The organism is Chitinimonas arctica (assembly GCF_007431345.1).
GTDB lineage: Bacteria > Pseudomonadota > Gammaproteobacteria > Burkholderiales > Chitinimonadaceae > Chitinimonas > Chitinimonas arctica.
In genome coordinates this window covers 5,024,047-5,041,922 of sequence record NZ_CP041730.1, presented here as the reverse complement: position 1 = coordinate 5,041,922, position 17,876 = coordinate 5,024,047, and the positions used below count along the sequence as shown (strand labels likewise).

The 17,876-nt window shown below is 61.2% G+C and carries 12 protein-coding genes; 8 read left to right on the top strand and 4 right to left on the bottom strand.

The annotated features are described in order from the left end of the window. Nucleotides 1-176 precede the first annotated feature (176 nt). On the top strand, nt 177-1,535 hold the full coding sequence (gene yjjJ / locus FNU76_RS22855; RefSeq protein ID WP_144280342.1) for a type II toxin-antitoxin system HipA family toxin YjjJ: 1,359 nt from the start codon (nt 177-179) through the stop codon (nt 1,533-1,535). On the opposite strand, the gene FNU76_RS22850 is transcribed toward yjjJ, so the two are convergent. The 3 genes from FNU76_RS22850 to FNU76_RS22840 all read right to left on the bottom strand — a co-directional run bounded on the left by FNU76_RS22850 (nt 1,532) and on the right by FNU76_RS22840 (nt 7,507). Continuing rightward, nucleotides 1,532-5,278, bottom strand: coding sequence for an EAL domain-containing protein (locus tag FNU76_RS22850; RefSeq protein ID WP_179958254.1), 3,747 nt, complete (start codon nt 5,276-5,278; stop codon nt 1,532-1,534). The two genes, yjjJ and FNU76_RS22850, sit on opposite strands and share 4 nt — an antisense overlap. Then, the gene (locus FNU76_RS24225; RefSeq protein ID WP_179958253.1) at nt 5,256-6,089 is read right to left on the bottom strand and encodes a response regulator; all 834 of its coding nucleotides are present in this window, start codon (nt 6,087-6,089) and stop codon (nt 5,256-5,258) included. Before FNU76_RS24225 ends, FNU76_RS22850 begins: the two co-directional genes overlap by 23 nt. A gap of 74 nt (nt 6,090-6,163) precedes the next feature. Further along, nucleotides 6,164-7,507, bottom strand: coding sequence for a PAS domain-containing sensor histidine kinase (locus FNU76_RS22840; protein ID WP_223879150.1), 1,344 nt, complete (start codon nt 7,505-7,507; stop codon nt 6,164-6,166). A gap of 91 nt (nt 7,508-7,598) precedes the next feature. On the opposite strand from FNU76_RS22840, the gene FNU76_RS22835 reads away from it, so the two are divergent. Then, nucleotides 7,599-8,678, top strand: a complete 1,080-nt coding sequence (locus FNU76_RS22835; protein WP_144280546.1) for an IS630 family transposase — start codon at nt 7,599-7,601, stop codon at nt 8,676-8,678. Nucleotides 8,679-8,680: 2 nt separating this feature from the next. Here FNU76_RS22835 and FNU76_RS22830 read toward each other — a convergent pair whose 3' ends face one another. Beyond that, the gene (locus FNU76_RS22830) at nt 8,681-8,833 is read right to left on the bottom strand and encodes a PAS domain S-box protein (RefSeq protein WP_144280339.1); all 153 of its coding nucleotides are present in this window, start codon (nt 8,831-8,833) and stop codon (nt 8,681-8,683) included. 250 nt (nt 8,834-9,083) lie between these two features. Between FNU76_RS22830 and FNU76_RS22825 the strand changes: the two genes are divergently transcribed. From FNU76_RS22825 to FNU76_RS22800, 6 genes are all read left to right on the top strand, one after another. After that, nucleotides 9,084-9,668 carry an ANTAR domain-containing response regulator gene (locus FNU76_RS22825; RefSeq protein ID WP_144280338.1) on the top strand — a complete coding sequence of 195 codons (585 nt, stop codon included), beginning with the start codon at nt 9,084-9,086 and terminating at the stop codon, nt 9,666-9,668. 3 nt (nt 9,669-9,671) lie between these two features. Then, the gene (locus FNU76_RS22820) at nt 9,672-10,817 is read left to right on the top strand and encodes a CmpA/NrtA family ABC transporter substrate-binding protein (protein ID WP_144280337.1); all 1,146 of its coding nucleotides are present in this window, start codon (nt 9,672-9,674) and stop codon (nt 10,815-10,817) included. A gap of 312 nt (nt 10,818-11,129) precedes the next feature. Beyond that, on the top strand, nt 11,130-12,341 hold the full coding sequence (locus FNU76_RS22815) for a nitrate/nitrite transporter (protein WP_144280336.1): 1,212 nt from the start codon (nt 11,130-11,132) through the stop codon (nt 12,339-12,341). Between the two features lie 12 nt (nt 12,342-12,353). Next, nucleotides 12,354-14,786, top strand: coding sequence for a nitrite reductase large subunit NirB (gene nirB / locus FNU76_RS22810; RefSeq protein WP_144280335.1), 2,433 nt, complete (start codon nt 12,354-12,356; stop codon nt 14,784-14,786). A gap of 10 nt (nt 14,787-14,796) precedes the next feature. After that, on the top strand, nt 14,797-15,123 hold the full coding sequence (gene nirD / locus FNU76_RS22805; RefSeq protein WP_223879149.1) for a nitrite reductase small subunit NirD: 327 nt from the start codon (nt 14,797-14,799) through the stop codon (nt 15,121-15,123). Beyond that, nucleotides 15,123-17,852 (top strand): nitrate reductase, encoded by a 2,730-nt coding sequence (locus FNU76_RS22800; RefSeq protein WP_144280334.1) that lies wholly within the window; start codon nt 15,123-15,125, stop codon nt 17,850-17,852. The genes nirD and FNU76_RS22800 overlap by 1 nt, the downstream gene beginning before the upstream one ends. The last annotated feature ends 24 nt before the right edge of the window (nt 17,853-17,876 follow it).

The following is a 17,876-nucleotide window of genomic DNA, read 5'->3' as shown; positions in this document are numbered from 1 at the left end:
ATTGCATAACACTTCTTTTTTACATCGGTATGGTTGGCAAGAATCATGGTGCCAGCGTCTTGGCATGCGGTAATCAGTCTATTCGTCAAACATCAGGATATTGAAATCAAGTTATTGATATTGATGTGTTTATTTCGTACTGTATCTATACAGTATCTATTCAATTCTTGCAGCAGATGCCTGCTCATCCACTGATCGCCGCGCACTTGCTCCACCTCCTGCGCAACGGCGTGCAAACCGCGCCTGCGCTGTGCAATGCGCTTGCAATTAGCCAACCCACGCTTTCCCGTTTGCTGCAGCGCTTGAAGGATGAAGGCAGCGTGCTCCCCAGTGGTCACGCCCGAGCCAGTCGTTACCACGCTACGCGCCAGCCGGCGCGGCTTGCGTGTCCTTTGCCGGTCATGCGCATCGACGAGGCCGGTGCTGCCGTGCCGGCGGGGTGCCTTTACCCTTTGGTAAATAAGCAATGGTTGTTCGCCGCCGCGAATGGCGATACCGTCGTTACCGATGGCTTGCCGTTCTTTATCCGGGACATGCGCCCACAGGGCTTGATGGACCGTGCGTTTCCACGAAATTTTCCTGAACTGGACCTGCCGGATAGGCTGTCGGACTGGGACGACGACCAGACGCTGCTTGCCTTGTCCATGCGCGGCGAGGACGTCATTGGCGACCTGATTATCGGCGACGTAGCCGTGGGCCGATACCTGCAGGAGTCGGCCCACGCCATTCAGGTAGCGGACTGTCCGGCGATGTACCCGAAGTTGGCCGAGGCGGTCATAAGTAATGGCTCGCCTGGCTCAAGCGCTGCTGGCGCACAACCGAAATTCTCCGCCCTACTTCAGGATGGGCTCCGCCATCGCTGGGTGTGGGTGAAATTTTCACCCAAGCGTAACACCCAAGCCGGAGAGCGTTGGGCGGATCTGTTGGTGGCGGAGCATCTGGCGCTGCGGACCTTGAATACATACTGCAATGGCCTGGCTGCGAACAGCCGTATCCTGCAAGCCGATGGCCGGGTATTTTTGGAAGTGGATCGATTCGACCGCGTCGGCGCGCGCGGTCGCCGGGCATTATATTCGGCGCATGCCCTGATGATGCATTATCTCGGTTCCGCGCCAAGCTGGACCGCGCTTGCGGACGCATTGAGCCAGGCACGGCTGATCAGCGGTGGGGACAGGGAGCTGGTGGCATTGCTCGACGTGTTCGGCGGCTTGATCGCCAACACGGACCGCCATATGGGCATTCTTTCCTTCCACGGCACGGTGAACCACGCCAGCCTGGCGAATTGTCGTTTCCAGGCTGCGCCGATCTACGACATGCTCCCCATGGCCTATGCACCGTTCAATGGCGAGTTGCGCGATTACCGCTTCGATCCGCCTCCCGCCACGATGCGCACCAGCGCATGCTGGGATGCGGCCCGCGATCTTGCCTTGCGGCTTTGGGGGGAAGTCGAGCAGCGTGGTCTGATCAGCCAAGGCTTTCGGCGGATCGCAGCCGACAATGCCAAAAAATTGCGTGGTTTGCGCGCGGTGAGCTAGTGGCTCACGGCAGCACGATGCCGCCTGAATGCATCGCGTATTTGGTCGCGCAGCAGATCGTCATCCCAAGGCTTGGTCAAGAACTTGAATACCGCACCGCGATTGACGGAATCGGTGACAACCTGCAAGTCCGTGTAACCCGACAAGATAATACGTACCGTATCCGGGTAAAGCTCCTTCACGATTTCGAGGAATTGCGTGCCCGACATATCGGGCATGCGCTGGTCCGAGACGATTACCTGTACTTTGTTCAGGGCAAGTTGCTCGAGTGCGTCAGGACCACTCAGTGCGGTCAGAATGCGGTATCCGTCATGCCGCAGCATACGTTGCAAAGACGACAGAAGTGCTATTTCATCGTCTACCAGCAGTAAGGTTCGCTCGTCCGGGGTAGACGGCAAAGGCAGCTCCATGCGCCGTCCTTCGCGCAACATGGTTTCGAAGTCCGCGGCCGATACCGGCGGACTGAAATAAAAGCCTTGTATTTCGTCACAGCCATGGTCGCGTAAGTAGTTGAGCTGGGCCAAGGTTTCCACGCCCTCGGCGATCACCTTCATATTAAGTTGATGCGCCATCGCGATAACGGTCCGTGCAATGGCTGCATCCTCGGCACTGCGGGTGATATCCGCGATAAATGAGTGGTCAATCTTAACCAGGCTGAATGGAAAGCGTTTGAGATAAGCAAGCGAGGAATAGCCGGTGCCAAAGTCATCCAATGCAATATGGAGCCCCAGTTTGCGTAAACCGGTCATCAGCCGCACGGTTTCCGTCGGGTCTTGGATGACCGCGGACTCCGTCAATTCCAGTGTCAGGTACTTTGCCTCTAATTTGTTTTCAGTCAGCGTTTGCCTGATGACTTCCTGTATGTCGCCACGTTGGCATTGCAATGCCGATAAATTGACCGCCACCGGCACAATGGGGATATGCAAGGACTGCCATAAGGCCTGTTGTGCGCAAACCGTACGTAACACCCACTCGCCGATCTGCACGATCAGGCCAGTTTCTTCCGCCAAGGGGATAAAGGTGGCTGGCGACACCAAGCCCCGCTCGGGATGGCTCCAACGCACCAAGGCTTCCGCCGCAATGATGCGGCCAGTATTGAGGTCCAGCTTAGGCTGGTAGTAGACAAGGAACTGCTGCTGCGTCACGGCCGCGCGTAGTTCGCGCTCCATTACCATCGAGCGGGCCACGCTGGCGTTGATTTCCGGGCGGTAATACAAATATTCTACGCTCGACTCGCGCGCACGCATCAGCGCGGCTTCGGCATTTTTGAACAGGTCGGCGGCGCTATCCCCATCTCCCGGATAGAGTGCGATGCCCGTGTGGGCCGTCAGATTGATCTCCTGACCAAGCAGTAAGACGGGCGTTGCCAGGGCAGGCAGAAGACTTCTAGCCAATAGCCCCGCTTCCTCACCCGCTTGGCGGCAGCTCAGGGCGACGGCGAAGGTGTCGGCACCGATGCGGGAAATCAGCTGCGATTCCGGCAGGATGATGCTCAAGCAATCAGCGACGTGTTTAAGTACTGCATCGCCAACGTGGCGACCAAACGTGTCGTTGATGTAGGTAAAATGATCCAGGTCGAAAACGATTACGGCAACATGCCCATCGTTTGGGTTGAAGCCTTGCAGCATCTGATTCAGACGGTCTTGGAACAAGGCGCTGTGGGGAAGGTCCGTCAAGGGATCGAAGTACGCCAGATAGCTCAGGCGCTCTTCTTTTTCGATGCACTCCAGGCCAAAGCTGATATCGCCGGCCATCTCATTAAGCAGCCGCTGCTCCTCCACATCATAAAAGTCCGACTCGGTGGACAGCATTGCCAGCACGCCGCTGTCGGCCCGTCCAGGCCGGATCGGTAACTTGACGACCGAGCGGCACCCAGCAAGCCAGGCCGCCTGATGAACGGGATTATCCGTGGCATCGGCAAGGTGATTGAGCAGCACTGCCTCGCCGCTGCGTAGCGCCTGGTTGTATAGCGTAAGGCTATCGATTGTTTTACTGCGGGTGAATTGGCAAAGCATGTCGAAAATTTCTTCGGACATACCGGCGGACGCATGCGGGATCATGTGGCGAGAGACCGGATCCATCGTACCTATCCACGACATCTGGAAGCCGCCGTATTCGACCGCAATGCGGCACGATTCTTCAAACAATGCCTGCCTATCATGAATGCGGATAATGGCAGCGTTGATTCCGGACAGGACACTCTGGATACGGCTAAGACGGATGATCCGTTGCTCATACTGCTTACGTTCGCTGATGTCCTCGGCAATACCCGCAATGCGGTGGAGCTTGCCCGCCCCGTCGAAAATCGGAAACCCGTGGGTTGCTATCCAACGCATGCTGCCGTCCGGGCGCACGATGCGATATTCAATGTCTATCAAGCCAGTGATTTGGCGCCGGGCATTGCTTTGCTTGATTGCTTCGAGGTCATCCTCATGGATGATGTCCATCCAGGCGAGGGGGCGCTCGCGCAGGGTCTGGCAGGACTGCTGCCAGATTGTCTCGTAGGCAGGACTGACGTAGAAATTATTCGCTTCCTCCGGATCGATCAGAAACAGCACTTCCTTCAAGTTCTCCGCGATTTGCCTGAATCGCTGCTCGCTTTGGGCAAGCGCGGCCAGGGCTGCCTTGCGTACGTCAACTTCCGCCTGCAACTGAGCGGCATTCCATCGAACTTGTTCCAGCATCGATAGATTTTTGTAGGCTTGCGTCAACTGTACTGCCAAGGTGGTAGCAAGTTGCTCGTCGGAGTCATTGAAACGTGCGCCATTGAGCTTATCGCCAAAGTAGATCCATCCAAGCGTTCGACTCGCCGTAGACAGCGGTACGACCAGCATGTGCGTGATCGGTGGATGCGCGGGGGGCAAGCCGAGTTCGACGACGGTGCCATCCCAGTCGTATACGCGGCAGAGCTTCGAAGTCGATAGGGCGGCGCCGAGCACGCCGCTGCAAGGATCCATGTGGCGCATCTCGGCACTTGCCTCCGCCGGCAAGCCCCGCGTGGCACTGAGTACAAGCTTGTCGTCCTCGATTATTCCGATCGCCGCAAAACGCGCACTGAGAATGTCTTGCGCTGCACGGCAACACAGCTTGATCAGATCTTGCGGTTCGTGTTCCGTACTGAGCTCCAAGCCGACTTCGAGGAGTGCGGACAGCCGAAGGCTTATGTCTTGGACATCGTTGAATGCAGACAACCAGCCACCACCCTTCGGTACTTCACCTACTTGCACCAAGCCCTGCTCCAACGCCTGGCGTAAGTGCATCTGCAAGTCGCCCGTCCTTAGCAGGGCGGATGCGAGCTGCTCGGCGTTCGGGTCGAAAGGGCCTGCCTCTTCAGGCTGGTCGGCGTGCGGGAATGATCGTGTGCCGGCATGCCGTGATCCTCTCAGGATTTTGGTGACCGTATCGACGATGACCTGCGGCTCCGACGGCTTGGGTAGCACACCAACGACGCCGCAGGTCGAGGCAAGATCGCGAGCGTCGTTGACACGGTAGGTGGCGGTATAGAAGAGGATGGGAACGTTCGATAACAAAGGATGGGCATGCAGCTGTTTCGCCAACTCTACGCCATCCATATTGGGCATCAGGACATCGGAAATCACTAGGTCGAGGGGCTGCTTGTCAGCCACCTCCAGCGCCTCGATGCCGTCCGCCGCCTCCACAATGACATGCCCCCCATAGCCCAGTAAGCTGCCGAGGAACTGGCGATTGATGGCGCGGTCGTCAACGATCAGTATGGTGGCCATGCTTTGATTCCTTGGCCGATTGGAGGCAAGCGGCAATTTCATCCAGCAAATGCCGCGGTTCGATAGGTCGTTGGATAAAGCGGGCAGCCCCCAACTCCAGCGCGGCATGGCGATCCTTGACGCCCCAATCGGACGAACTCAGCAAGACAAATGGCACATCCGCCAGGCCAGGATCTCCCTTGACTTGCCGAATGAAGGCAAGGCCATCCTGCCGCGGCATCAAAAGGTCCGAGAGGATGAGGTCCGGCTTTTCCTGGCACGCCAGGGCGTAAGCTTCGTGGGCGTCGGCAGCCATGCGTAGCCGATAGCCCAATGGCTCCAGGATGCTTCGTAGTAGCTCGCGGTTCACCGGAAGGTCGTCCACCAGCAGCACCTTGGCATCGCAGCGTGGCAGCTGCTCAGCGACAACGTTCTCCGTCCAAGCCACGGTTGCCACCTGCGCGCACGGCTGCAAAAAATACCCTTCCAAATCGCCAATGAATGTTTGGGGATCAATGGGCTTGGTCAGGTAGCCATCAAACCCGGCCGCCAACACGCGGTCTCGATCGCCAACCATGGCCAAAGCGGTGACAGCCACCATGGGGATGCCCGCCAGCGATGGGTCGGCCTTGGTGCGTCGGGCGACCTCGTAGCCATCAGCCTTGGGAAGATGAATGTCGCACACCACCAGGTCCGGCTTTTCTTGCGCAATCCGCGCGATGCCGGCTTCACCATCCACAGCGGTCAATACAGAGTAGCCAAACGCCTTGAGCAGATAGGTCATCAACTCCAGGTTGTCCGGGTTGTCTTCAATGACGAGTACACGTGCCATCAGGTGTTACCTCGCGGTCTGTGAAGTGCATAGGCGCATCGTTCGCCGCAGCCACCACGGTACCGCATGGACGCTCACGAAATTTGCTCGAGAAGTACAAGCACAAAGGTGCTGCCCTTGCCGAATTCGCTATGCAGGCTGATGTGCCCCCCTAGGAGCGCAGCCAGTTTCTGCGACAGATGCAGGCCCAGGCCAGTACCCTCATGATGTCTTGTTGAGGATGAATCCAACTGCGCGAATGCTTGAAAGAGGCTGGATAGATCCTCTGGCCGAATGCCGCAGCCCGTATCGATGATGCTGACTTCGGTAGCGCGCTGGCCATTGTGTTGGGCGCGGCGCAGCACGACGGTCACTCGCCCGCCACTGTCGGTAAATTTAATGGCATTGTTGGCCAGATTGATGACGATCTGACTCAGAGCCCGCCGGTCTGACTGGACTATCAAGGTTTCGTCGGTAACGTCCGTGACGAAGTGCACGCCTTTCTTCTCGGCCAATGGACGTAGCACGGCTGCCACTTCTGCAATCAATTCCGCACAGGCAACAGGCACAAAGCTCAACTCGACCTTGCCCGACTCGATCTTGGCCAGGTCCAGGAGATCGTTGATCAGTGAAAGTAGGTGTTTGGCACTACCGGAAACCGTTTGCAGTTGCTTTTCCTGATCAACGGTCAGGGGGCCAGCAAGGCGCATCAATAGGGTGCCGGTAAAGCCGATGATGGCATTAAGCGGTGTGCGCAACTCGTGCGACATATTAGCCAGGAAATGATCCTTGGCTTCGGCTGCCGCTTCCAGCTCGATGTTCTTCTCTTGCAAAACACGTTCAAAGTGGCGCCGTTCACTGATATCCCGTATCGCGCTTATGACCAGTGTCCCCTCTTCCGTCTTCAGTGGGCTTAGACTGATTTCAACGGGGAACTCCAGACTATCCTTTCTGCGGCCAAACAATGCCAGGCCCGCCCCCATGGAACGAGTCTTCGGTTGGCCGAAATAGCCGGATCGATGATTTATGTGGGCAGCGCGGTAGCGGTCAGGCAGCAATATTTCGATCGGCTTCCCGCGCAATTCTCCCGCTTCATAGCCAAACATGCGCTCCGCCTGACCGTTTGCAATGATCACCCGCCCGGTGGCGCCCGCCATGATGATGCCATCGGGGGTGGATTCGAGCAGTTCGCCAAAGCGCGACTCAATGAGCTTGGACATCCGTAGGACCTTCAGCTCGGTAATGTCCTTCTCGCTGAAGAGGATAAATGCCAATTCACCCTGCCTGTTGGCGATGGTTTTAGCGGTCACGGCCACATACACCAGTGAGCCATCCTTTCTCCGCCGCAACGCTTCGCGAATGGTAGCGCCACGCTCCACGGCTAGCGCCAACTCGGCATGCTCAGTAGCTTGCTGGTCGGCGGGGGCGATCAACTCCACATAGCTTCTGCTAGTGTGGTGTCTCAAAAGTAGAATTAATTAAATATTTGGTATAATTGTCGTAGTTCAATAGCTCATGGAGACTATGACGATGACCAGAACGGGCCGCCCGATCAAGAAGCTGGAACTATCCGAAGAGCAGCGCAGAGAGCTGAATGCACGTTTGGCGCTGCGCAAGGCGCCGGCCGATGAGAAGCTACGAATTCAGATTGTGCTCAGTTGTGCTGACGGCGAAGGAGGCAAAGAGATCGCGAAGCGGCTGGATACCACTGCGCAGACCGTCTCAAGGTGGCGTCGTCGGTACGAGTCGTATGGTCTGGCAGGGCTGACCGATGCACCGAGGTCGGGGCGGCCTCGCACGGTGCTAGACGAACACGTTCAGGCGGTGATTGATCGTGTCCGGAACAGTAAGCCTACTGACGCGACGCACTGGAGCGTGCGCACGATGAGCAAGGCAACAGGCGTGTCGGCGTCCACAGTGCAGCGCATTTGGCACGCGTTCGGGCTCAAGCCCCATCGGCTGGAGACGTTCAAGTTTTCCACCGATCCGAATTTTGTCGATAAGGTCCGCGATGTGGTGGGCTTGTACCTCGCCCCGCCGGATCGTGCCTTGGTGCTCTGCGTGGATGAGAAGAGCCAGATTCAGGCACTGGATAGAACGCAGCCTTCACTTCCGCTTACGTTCGGCAAAGCAGAAACCCGGACACACGATTACAAGCGGCACGGGACGACTTCGCTGTTCGCAGCTCTGGATGTGGCCACTGGCAAGGTCATTGGCCAACTCAAACGTCGCCACCGGAGCGTCGAATTTCTGCAGTTCCTCAATACCATCGACGCAAGCGTACCGGCAGACCTGGATATCCACCTGATCATGGACAATTACGGGACGCACAAGACGGAGAAGGTGCGTGCCTGGTTCGCCAGCAGGCCACGCTACCATCTGCACTTCACGCCAACTTCGGCCTCCTGGCTCAACCTTGTGGAGCGTTTTTTCTCACAAATCAGTGAGAAGTGGATCAAGCGTAGTGCCCACAGCAGCGTCGCCGATCTAGAGCAGTCAATCCGCCACTACTTGGACATCCACAACACCAACCCGAAGCCCTTTGTATGGCGCAAAAGCGCAGATTCAATCCTTGAGGCCATTGCTCGTGCAGGCAAAGTTATTAATTAATGCTATTTCAGGTACACCACACTAGTTGCCTCGTCTGCTGTGTAGCCAAATACCGCCTGCGCACCCGCATTCCATTGCACGACCTTACCGTCCAGCGTGGTCAGCACGATGGCATCCGGATTCTCGATCTGGGCCCATTCGCCGGGATCTGTCATTGCATTCCTCCCCCCTAGCAGTCGTGGACACCGTTTTCGCGCAACTTTCCACCGCGCCATATCCACGTGTCGTGAAGTTGCCGTCGCGGTGTCTGTCCCGCATGGCACTTCTTCATGTAATTGTGTGCTTGCAATAGAGCAGGTAGTGCGGTCGATATAAAGATTTAGTTTCATATATTTATTAGTCGATTAGCATGATTGCGCTGGTCCGCTTCGTGCTTGGTAAGGGCATCCCCCTCCCTTAGCCGCCATGCTCCGCATACTGCTGGTCAACGACACCGCCAAACCGATCGCCGAACTCTGCCAGGGCCTGGAGGCACACGGCTACCAGGTGCTGCAGGCAGTCGCCTCTCCCCGGGCTATGCTGAAAGCGGTCGAGGAAGGCCGGCCCGATGTAGTCATCATCGATACCGAATCTCCCTCGCGCGATACGCTGGAACAGCTTGCCGTGATGAATAGCGCAGCCCCCCGCCCGGTGGTGATGTTCACGCCCGACGCGGACCAGGCCTTGATACGCACCGCCGTTGCAGCCGGCGTCACCGCCTATGTGGTGGATGGCCTGGCGCCGTCCCGCCTGGCGCCCATTCTCGATGTGGCGCTGGCGCGCTTTGCCGAGGAGGCCAGGCTGCGGGGAAAGCTGGCCGAAGCGGAGCAACGCCTGGCGGAGCGGAAGCTGATCGACCGGGCCAAGGGCGTGCTGATGGATAAACGCGGGATGAGCGAGGAGCAGGCCTACCAATCCTTGCGCAACAAGGCCATGCAACAGGGGGCCCGGCTGGGCCAGGTGGCCCGCCAGATCATTGCCCTGGCCGATCTGTTCGGCGAGGCGGAGTAGCCTATGTCCCATACCCATATCGCCGGCTCCGATGCGCCGGAACTGCCGCATCTGCAGCTTGGATTCATGCCGCTGAGCGATTGCGCGCCCCTGGTGGCGGCCAAGTGGCTGGACCTGGGCCGGCCTTACGGGCTCAATTTGACCCTACGCCGGCAACCGTCCTGGGCCGCCATCCGCGACAAGCTGCTGAGCGGCGAGCTGCATGCCGCACAGGCCTTATACGGCCTGGTCTACGGCGTACAGTTGGGGTTGGGCGGCCCGCAAGCCGATATGGCCATCCTGCTGAACTTGAACCAGAACGGCCAGGCCATCAGCCTGTCGAATAGCCTGGCCGCCGAGGTGCAGCGATGCGGCTCCTTGCAGGCCGCGCTGGCGGATCGGCCGGCGGCAGCGCACTTCGCCCATACCTTCCCGACCGGGACCCATGCCATGTGGCTGTACTACTGGTTGGCCGCGCAGGGCCTGCATCCCTTGCGCGACGTGCGCAGCATGGCGCTGCCCCCGCCGCTGATGCCGGCTGCGCTGGCTGCCGCCGAATTGGATGGCTTTTGCGCGGGCGAGCCTTGGCATGCGGTGGTGGCGGCCGATGGCAGCGGCCGTACGCTGGTGGGCAGTGGCGAGATCTGGCCCGACCATCCGGAGAAAGTACTGGCCTGCCGCGCCGACTTTATCCGCCGCTACCCCAATACCGCGCGCGCCCTGACCGCGACCTTGCTGGCGGCCTGCCGCTGGCTGGACGATCCCGAACAACGCCGCAGTATCGCCGTCGAACTGGCTCAGCCGGCCTATCTCAATCTGCCCAGTTCCGTGATCGCACCACGCATGCTGGGCGATCACGGCCGGACGCCGCTGTCCGCCGCGACCCGGCCGCTGCGCTTTCATGGCGGGGGCGAAGTGAATTTCCCCTATCTGTCGGATGGACTTTGGTTTCTCAGCCAGTACCGTCGCTGGGGCATGCTGCCGGAAGCGGTGGATATGCAGGCGGTGGCGGCCAAGGTGAACCAGCTGGCGCTGTACCGCGAGGCCGCCGATAGCTTGGGCATTGCCATACCGGCTAGTCCTTTGCGCCGCAGCATCCTGATCGACGGGATTGCCTGGGATGGCAGCGATCCGGCCGGCTATGCGGCCCAATTCCCCATACAGGCTTAGCCGCCAGGCGCTTCAGTTCGGTGCAGGGTCAGGCGGTTGCGCACTGCTGCAGTGCACAAAATAAAGTCGTGCATCCCCGCCCCTCCTGCTGCCATGGTCTTTTATCCCCTTATTCCACGCTGGCATGGCCCCTGCTAGGTAAGTAGCACGGCAGCGCAACGGCGCGCGGCCCCTACACAGCCGGAGCCGCCAATGACGGCGGCCTACCGGCACGGACAACGGCGTCCGCACGCAATCGGCATGATTGCGTGCGGACGCCGTTTTTGTTTTGGGTCTGCGCGAGCAGACCGCAACTTACCGGGGCGTCATGCAATGGATAAATCCTTTTGGCGGGCAGGCCATCTCCCGACCCTGTTGTCGGCCTTCCTCTATTTCGACCTGGCCTTCATGGTCTGGGTGCTACTGGGTCCGTTGGCCATCCATATCGCCAGGGACCTGGGCCTGAGCCCGGCCGAGAAAGGCCTGATGGTGGCTACCCCCTTGCTGGCCGGCGCGCTGCTGCGGCTGGTGATGGGCGTATTGGTCGACCATCTCAAACCCAAGCTGGCCGGCGCCATCGGCCAGTTGCTGGTGATGGCCGCGCTTGCCGTCGCCTGGCTGCTGGGTGTGCATAGCTTTAGCCAGGTGATGCTGCTGGCGGTCTTTCTCGGCGTGGCGGGCGCCTCGTTCGCCGCGGCCCTTCCGCTGGCTTCGCGCTGGTATCCGCCCCACTACCAGGGGGCGGCCATGGGCATCGCGGGCGCCGGCAACTCCGGCACGGCCATCGCGGCCTTGTTCGCCCCAGGCCTGGCCAAGCTGTATGGCTGGAATGCCGTGTTCGGCCTGGCGCTGCTGCCCTTGATGGTGGTCTTCCTGATCTATATGGCCTACGCGAAGGACAGTCCGGCCTGTCCGCCGCCAAAACGCCTGTCCGAATACCTGAAAGTATTGAAGGAGCGTGATGCCTGGTGGTTCATGTTTCTTTATGGGGTCACTTTCGGCGGCTTCTCCGGCCTGGCCTCCTCGCTCACCGTCTATTTCAACGACCAATACGGGCTGGATCCGGTCCAGGCCGGTATCTATACGGCCGTATGCGTGTTTGCCGGCTCGCTGATGCGTCCCATCGGCGGCATGGTGGCCGATCGGGTCGGCGGCATCCGTTCCTTGTCGGTGATCTATCTGCTGGCGTCCATCTGCCTGTTGCTGCTGTCGCTGGAGCCGCCGCGGGCCTGGATGGCGCTGGTGGCCCTGGTGACCGGCATGCTGTGGCTGGGAATGGGGAATGGCGCGGTCTTCCAGTTGGTCCCGCAACGTTTCAGCGCGGAGCTGGGCGTGATGACCGGCCTGGTCGGCATGGCAGGCGGTATCGGCGGTTTCTGCCTGGCCGCCGGGCTGGGCTACTCCAAACAGCTGAGCGGCGGTTACGGTCCGGGCTTGAGCCTGTTCGCCGCGCTAAGCCTGTGCGCTTGGCTGGGCCTGCTGGCGGTCAAGCATCGCTGGCGCAACACCTGGGGCGCGCTGCATATCGCCGGCGCCAAGGTTTAAGGAAGAGACGCCATGGACAAGCAAAAACTGGTGGTGATCGGCAACGGCATGGCGGGTATCCGCACGCTGGAAGAACTGCTGAAACTGCAGCCCGATCTCTACGACATCACCGTATTCGGCGAAGAGCCGCACCCGAACTACAACCGTATCCTGCTGTCGCCGGTGCTGGCCGGCGAGCGGACCATCGAAGAGATCATCCTCAATCCGCTGGCTTGGTATCGGGAGCATGGCATCACCCTGCACCTGCACAACAAGGTAGTGCGGATAGATCGGATCCGGCGCCGGGTCATTGCCGAGGATGGGACCGAAACACCGTATGACCGCCTCTTGGTCGCCACCGGTTCCAAGCCCTTTATCCTGCCCATTCCCGGCAAGGATCTGCCCGGCGTGATCAGCTATCGCGATATCCACGATACCGAGCAGATGATCGCGGCGGCCAGCCTGCACCGGCATGCGGTGGTGATCGGTGGTGGCCTGCTGGGGCTGGAAGCGGCCAATGGCTTGATGCTGCGCGGCATGGAAGTGACCGTGATCCATATCGGCGACTGGCTGCTGGAGCGCCAACTGGATGAAGCCGCCGGACGCCTGTTGCAGCAGTCGCTGGAAGCGCGCGGGCTTCGCTTTGCGCTGAACAAGCATACCGAAGCCTTGCTGGCGGGCGAGTCGGGCCGGGTGGCGGCGCTGCGCTTCAAGGACGGCGAGACCATCCCCGCCGATCTGGTGGTCATGGCGGTCGGCATCCGCCCGCATACCGAGCTGGCCGAGGCGGCCGGCCTGCACTGCAATCGCGGCATCGTCGTCAGCGATGCGATGCAGACCTTCGACCCCCGCATTTACGCGGTAGGCGAGTGCGTCAGCCATCGCGGCATCGCCTATGGCCTGGTCGCACCGCTGTTCGAGCAAGCCAAGGTCTGCGCCAACCATCTGGCCCGCTTCGGCATTGGCCGCTACCAGGGCTCGGTGCTATCGACCAAGCTCAAGGTGACCGGCATCGAGCTGTTCAGCGCGGGCGATTTCATGGGCGGTGAAGGCAGCGAGGAGATCCTGCTGTCCGATCCGGCCGGCGGCGTCTACAAGAAGCTGGTGATCCGCGACGACAAATTGGTGGGTGCCTGCCTATATGGCGATACCGACGACGGCGCCTGGTACTTCAAACTCCTGCGGGAAGGTAAATCCATCGCGGCCGTGCGCGAGCAGTTGATGTTCGGCGAAGCCAGCCTGTCGGAGTCGGGCGGGAGCGGCCAGGACCGGGCCGCGGCCTTGTCCGACAGCGACGAGGTGTGCGGTTGCAATGGTGTTTGCAAGGGCGCCATCGTCAAGGCGATCCGCGAAAAGGGCCTGACTTCGCTGGACGAGGTCAAGCAGCATACCAAGGCCTCCAGCTCCTGCGGGTCTTGCACCGGCCTGGTCGAGCAGGTGCTGATGAATTGCCTGGGCGCAGGCTACCAGGAAGCCCCCAAGACCCGTGCCGTTTGCGCCTGCACCGATCTCAACCATGGCGAGCTGCGGCAGGCGATCAGGGAACACAAGCCGCTCAGCCATCGCGCCGTCTACGATTTGCTGGCCTGGCGCACGCCGAACGGCTGCGCCACCTGCCGGCCGGCGGTGAACTACTACCTGCTGTCCAGCTGGCCCCATGAGGCGATCGACGATCCGCAGAGCCGTTTCGTCAATGAACGGGTGCACGCCAATATCCAGAAGGACGGCAGTTTTTCGGTGATCCCGCAGATGAAGGGCGGCGTGACCAACTCCGCCGAGCTGCGGCGTATTGCCGATGTGGCGGACAAATATGCGGTACCCATGGTCAAGGTCACCGGCGGCCAGCGCATCGACCTGCTGGGCATAAAAAAAGAAGACCTGGTCGATGTCTGGCGCGACCTGGGCATGCAATCCGGGCATGCCTACGGCAAGTCCATCCGTACGGTCAAGACCTGCGTAGGCAGCGAGTTCTGCCGCTTCGGTACCCAGAACAGCACCCGCATGGGCATCGAGCTGGAAACCCTGCTGGCGAATATGTGGAGCCCCCACAAGGTCAAGCTGGCCGTCTCGGGCTGCCCGCGCAACTGCGCCGAAGCGGGCATCAAGGATGTCGGCATCGTCGCGGTGGAGAGCGGCTGGGAGCTGTACGTGGGCGGCAACGGCGGAATCAAGACCGAAGTGGCGCAGTTCTTCGCCAAGGTCGCCAGCGCCGAAGAGGTCAAGGAGTACAGCGGCGCCTTCCTGCAACTCTACCGCGAGGAAGCCTATTACCTGGACCGTACCGTCCACTACCTGGCGCGTGTCGGCCTGCCCTATGTACAGGCACGCGTGGTGACGGACGCGGCTAACCGGCGCGCCCTGTACGAACGGCTGCTGTATTCGCTGGACGGCTTGCCGGACCCCTGGGCCGCGCGTATCGCCGGCACGCAAAAGCAGGAATTCATCCCCCTCACCGTCATTGCCTGAGAGACCCACCATGAATATGCCGATAAATGCACCGTGGATACGCCTTTGCTCCCTGGACGACATCCCCCGCCTGGGCAGCCGCGTGGTGAAGCGGGCGAACGGTGACCTGGCGGTATTCCGTACCGAGACCGACGCCGTCTTTGCCCTCCTCGACCAATGCCCCCACAAGGGTGGACCGCTATCGCAAGGCATCGTGCACGGCGAGACGGTGACCTGCCCGCTGCACGGCTGGGCCATCGACCTGGCCAGCGGCACCGCCAAAGCGCCCGATCAGGGTTGTGCCCGGCGTTTCGCGGTCAAGGTGGAAGCCGGCGATGTATTTCTGGGGCTGTGCTGATGGCTGACGCGGAGCGGACCCAGCCAACCCTGACGCGCTCCACCTGCTGCTATTGCGGCGTGGGCTGCGGCGTGCTGATCGAGAGCGAAGGCGATCGCATCACCGGCGTACGGGGGGACCCGTCGCACCCGGCCAACTTCGGCCGCCTGTGCACCAAGGGCCTGACCCTGGCGCAAACCGCGCAAAGCCTTACCGGCCGGGCGCTCTACCCGGAGATGCGGCTAAGCCGCGAGTCGCCCCGCCAGCGTACCGATTGGGATAGCGCGCTCGATACCGCGGCCGAGCGGTTCGCCGATATCGTGCGGCAGCACGGTCCCGATGCGGTGGCCTTCTATGTGTCCGGCCAATTGCTGACCGAGGATTATTACGTCTTCAACAAGCTGGCCAAGGGCGTGATCGGTACCAATAATATCGATACCAATTCCCGCCTATGCATGTCCAGCTCGGTCACTGCCTACAAGCAGGCCTTGGGCGCCGACGGCCCTCCCACCTGCTATGAGGACCTGGAGCTGGCCGACTGCGTACTGTTCGCCGGCAGCAATATGGCTTATGCGCATCCGGTGCTGTTCCGCCGGCTGGAGGACGCCAAGGCGCGCCGGCCCGCCACCCGCTGGATCGTGATCGACCCGCGCCGCACGGATACGGCGGCCATGGCCGATCTGCATCTGCAGATCACGCCCGGCAGCGATGTCGCCCTGTTCAACGGCATGCTGCACCACCTGATCTGGGAAGGCCTGACCGCACCGGCCTATATCGCCGCCCATACCGACGGCTTTGCCGCGCTCAAGCAAGTGGTGCGGGACTATACGCCGCGTCTCGCGGCAGAGATGTGCGGCATCCTCGAAGCCGACCTGATCCAGGCAGCCGAATGGTTCGGCCGCAGCCCCGCCAGCTTGTCGCTGTACTGCATGGGCTTGAACCAGTCGGCGCACGGTACCGACAAGAACCTGGCCCTGATCAATCTGCACCTCGCTTGTGGGCAGATCGGCCGGCCCGGTGCGGGCCCCTTTTCTCTGACCGGCCAGCCGAACGCCATGGGCGGGCGCGAAGTGGGCGGCATGGCCACCATGCTGGCCGCCCACCGCGATATCGACAATGCCGGGCACCGCGCCGAGGTCGCCCATTTCTGGGGCGTACCGGCACTATCCGGGCGGCCGGGCACCCCGGCGGTGGCGATGTTCGATGCGCTGCGGCGCGGCGAAATCAAGGCCATATGGATTGCCTGTACCAATCCCGCCCACTCGATGCCGGATCTGAACAGCGTGCGCGAAGCGCTAGGCAAGGCCGAATTCGTTGTCTTGCAGGAAGCCTTCGCCGATACCGATACCGCCGCCTACGCCGACGTGCTGTTACCGGCCACCACCTGGGGCGAAAAGAGCGGAACGGTCACCAACTCCGAACGGCGTATTTCGCGCGTGCGCGAGGCGGTGCCTGCACCGGGGGAAACCCGTCCCGACTGGTGGATCGCCTGCGAAGTGGCACGCCGCTTGGAGGTGCTGCTGCGTCCGGCGCAACTTTCCCGTTTCGGCTATGCCACGCCCGAAGCCATCTTTGCCGAACATCGCGCCTTGACGGAGGGGCGCGACCTCGATATCGGCGGTCTGTCCTACGCCATGCTGGAACGGGCGGGGCCGCAGCAATGGCCCTTGCCGGCCGGTGCGGCGCAGGGGCAGGCCCGCCGCTACACCGATGGCGTATTCGCGCACGCCGACGGCTTGGCCCGGTTCAAGCCCACCGCTTTCCAGCCGCTGGCGGAACCGACCAATGCCCGCTACCCCTTCCACTTGCTGACGGGCCGCCTGCGCGACCAGTGGCACGGCATGAGCCGTACCGGCCGACTGCCGCAACTATTCGAACACGCACCGGAGCCATCGCTGAGCATGCATCCGCTGGATGCCGAGCGGCGCGGATTCAAGGCTGGCGACCTGCTCAAGGTAAGCAGCAAGCGCGGACAGCTGGTGCTACCGCTGCAGCTGTCGGACGAACTGAGCAGCGGCAGCGTTTTCGCCGCCATGCATTGGAACGGCCGCTTCCTCGGCAGCGGCGGCATCAACGAAACCAGCCTGGCGACGGTGGACCGGCAGTCCTTCCAACCGGAGCTCAAGCACGCCGCCGTGCGGGTGGAAGCCGCCGACTTGCCTTGGCGCGCCCTGCTCGCTCGCCGCAGCAAGGATGTCCTGGCCCTGCATACCCGCCTGCAACCCTTGCTGGCCGAATGCGGCTATGCCTCGATCAGCCTGCGCGGCAGCGATGTACTGGTGCTGCGGGCCGCCGCCGGCCATGCCATGCCGGAGTGGCTGGGCCGTCTACTCGCGCTGATCGACTTGCCGCCCGGCGTCGATGTATTGGAATACCGCGATGCCCGCAGGGGATTGTTCAAGCGGGTCGGTTGGCAGGATGGCGTGTTGGCCGGCTTTGTCTTCGCAGGCGATCTGCAAGGGGGTGAGCCGCTATTGGATGAGCTGCTCGCCGGCCAAGCCTGGCAGGGGCCGCGCCTGGCCGCGCTCTCCCCCCGTCAGGCGGCGAGCGCGCTACGCGACCCGCTGATATGCAGTTGCAAGCAGGTGAAAAACTCGCAGATCGCTGGATTGGTACAAGCAGGTGTCGATTTCGATGGCGTCCAGGCGACGCTGGGTTGCGGCACGGTATGCGGCTCCTGCCTGCCGGAAGTCAAGCGCCTGTGCGCTCCATTGGCGATGTTTCCTGTCCCCCACCGTGCCCCGGCATGAATAGTACGAACCGAAGGAAATAGA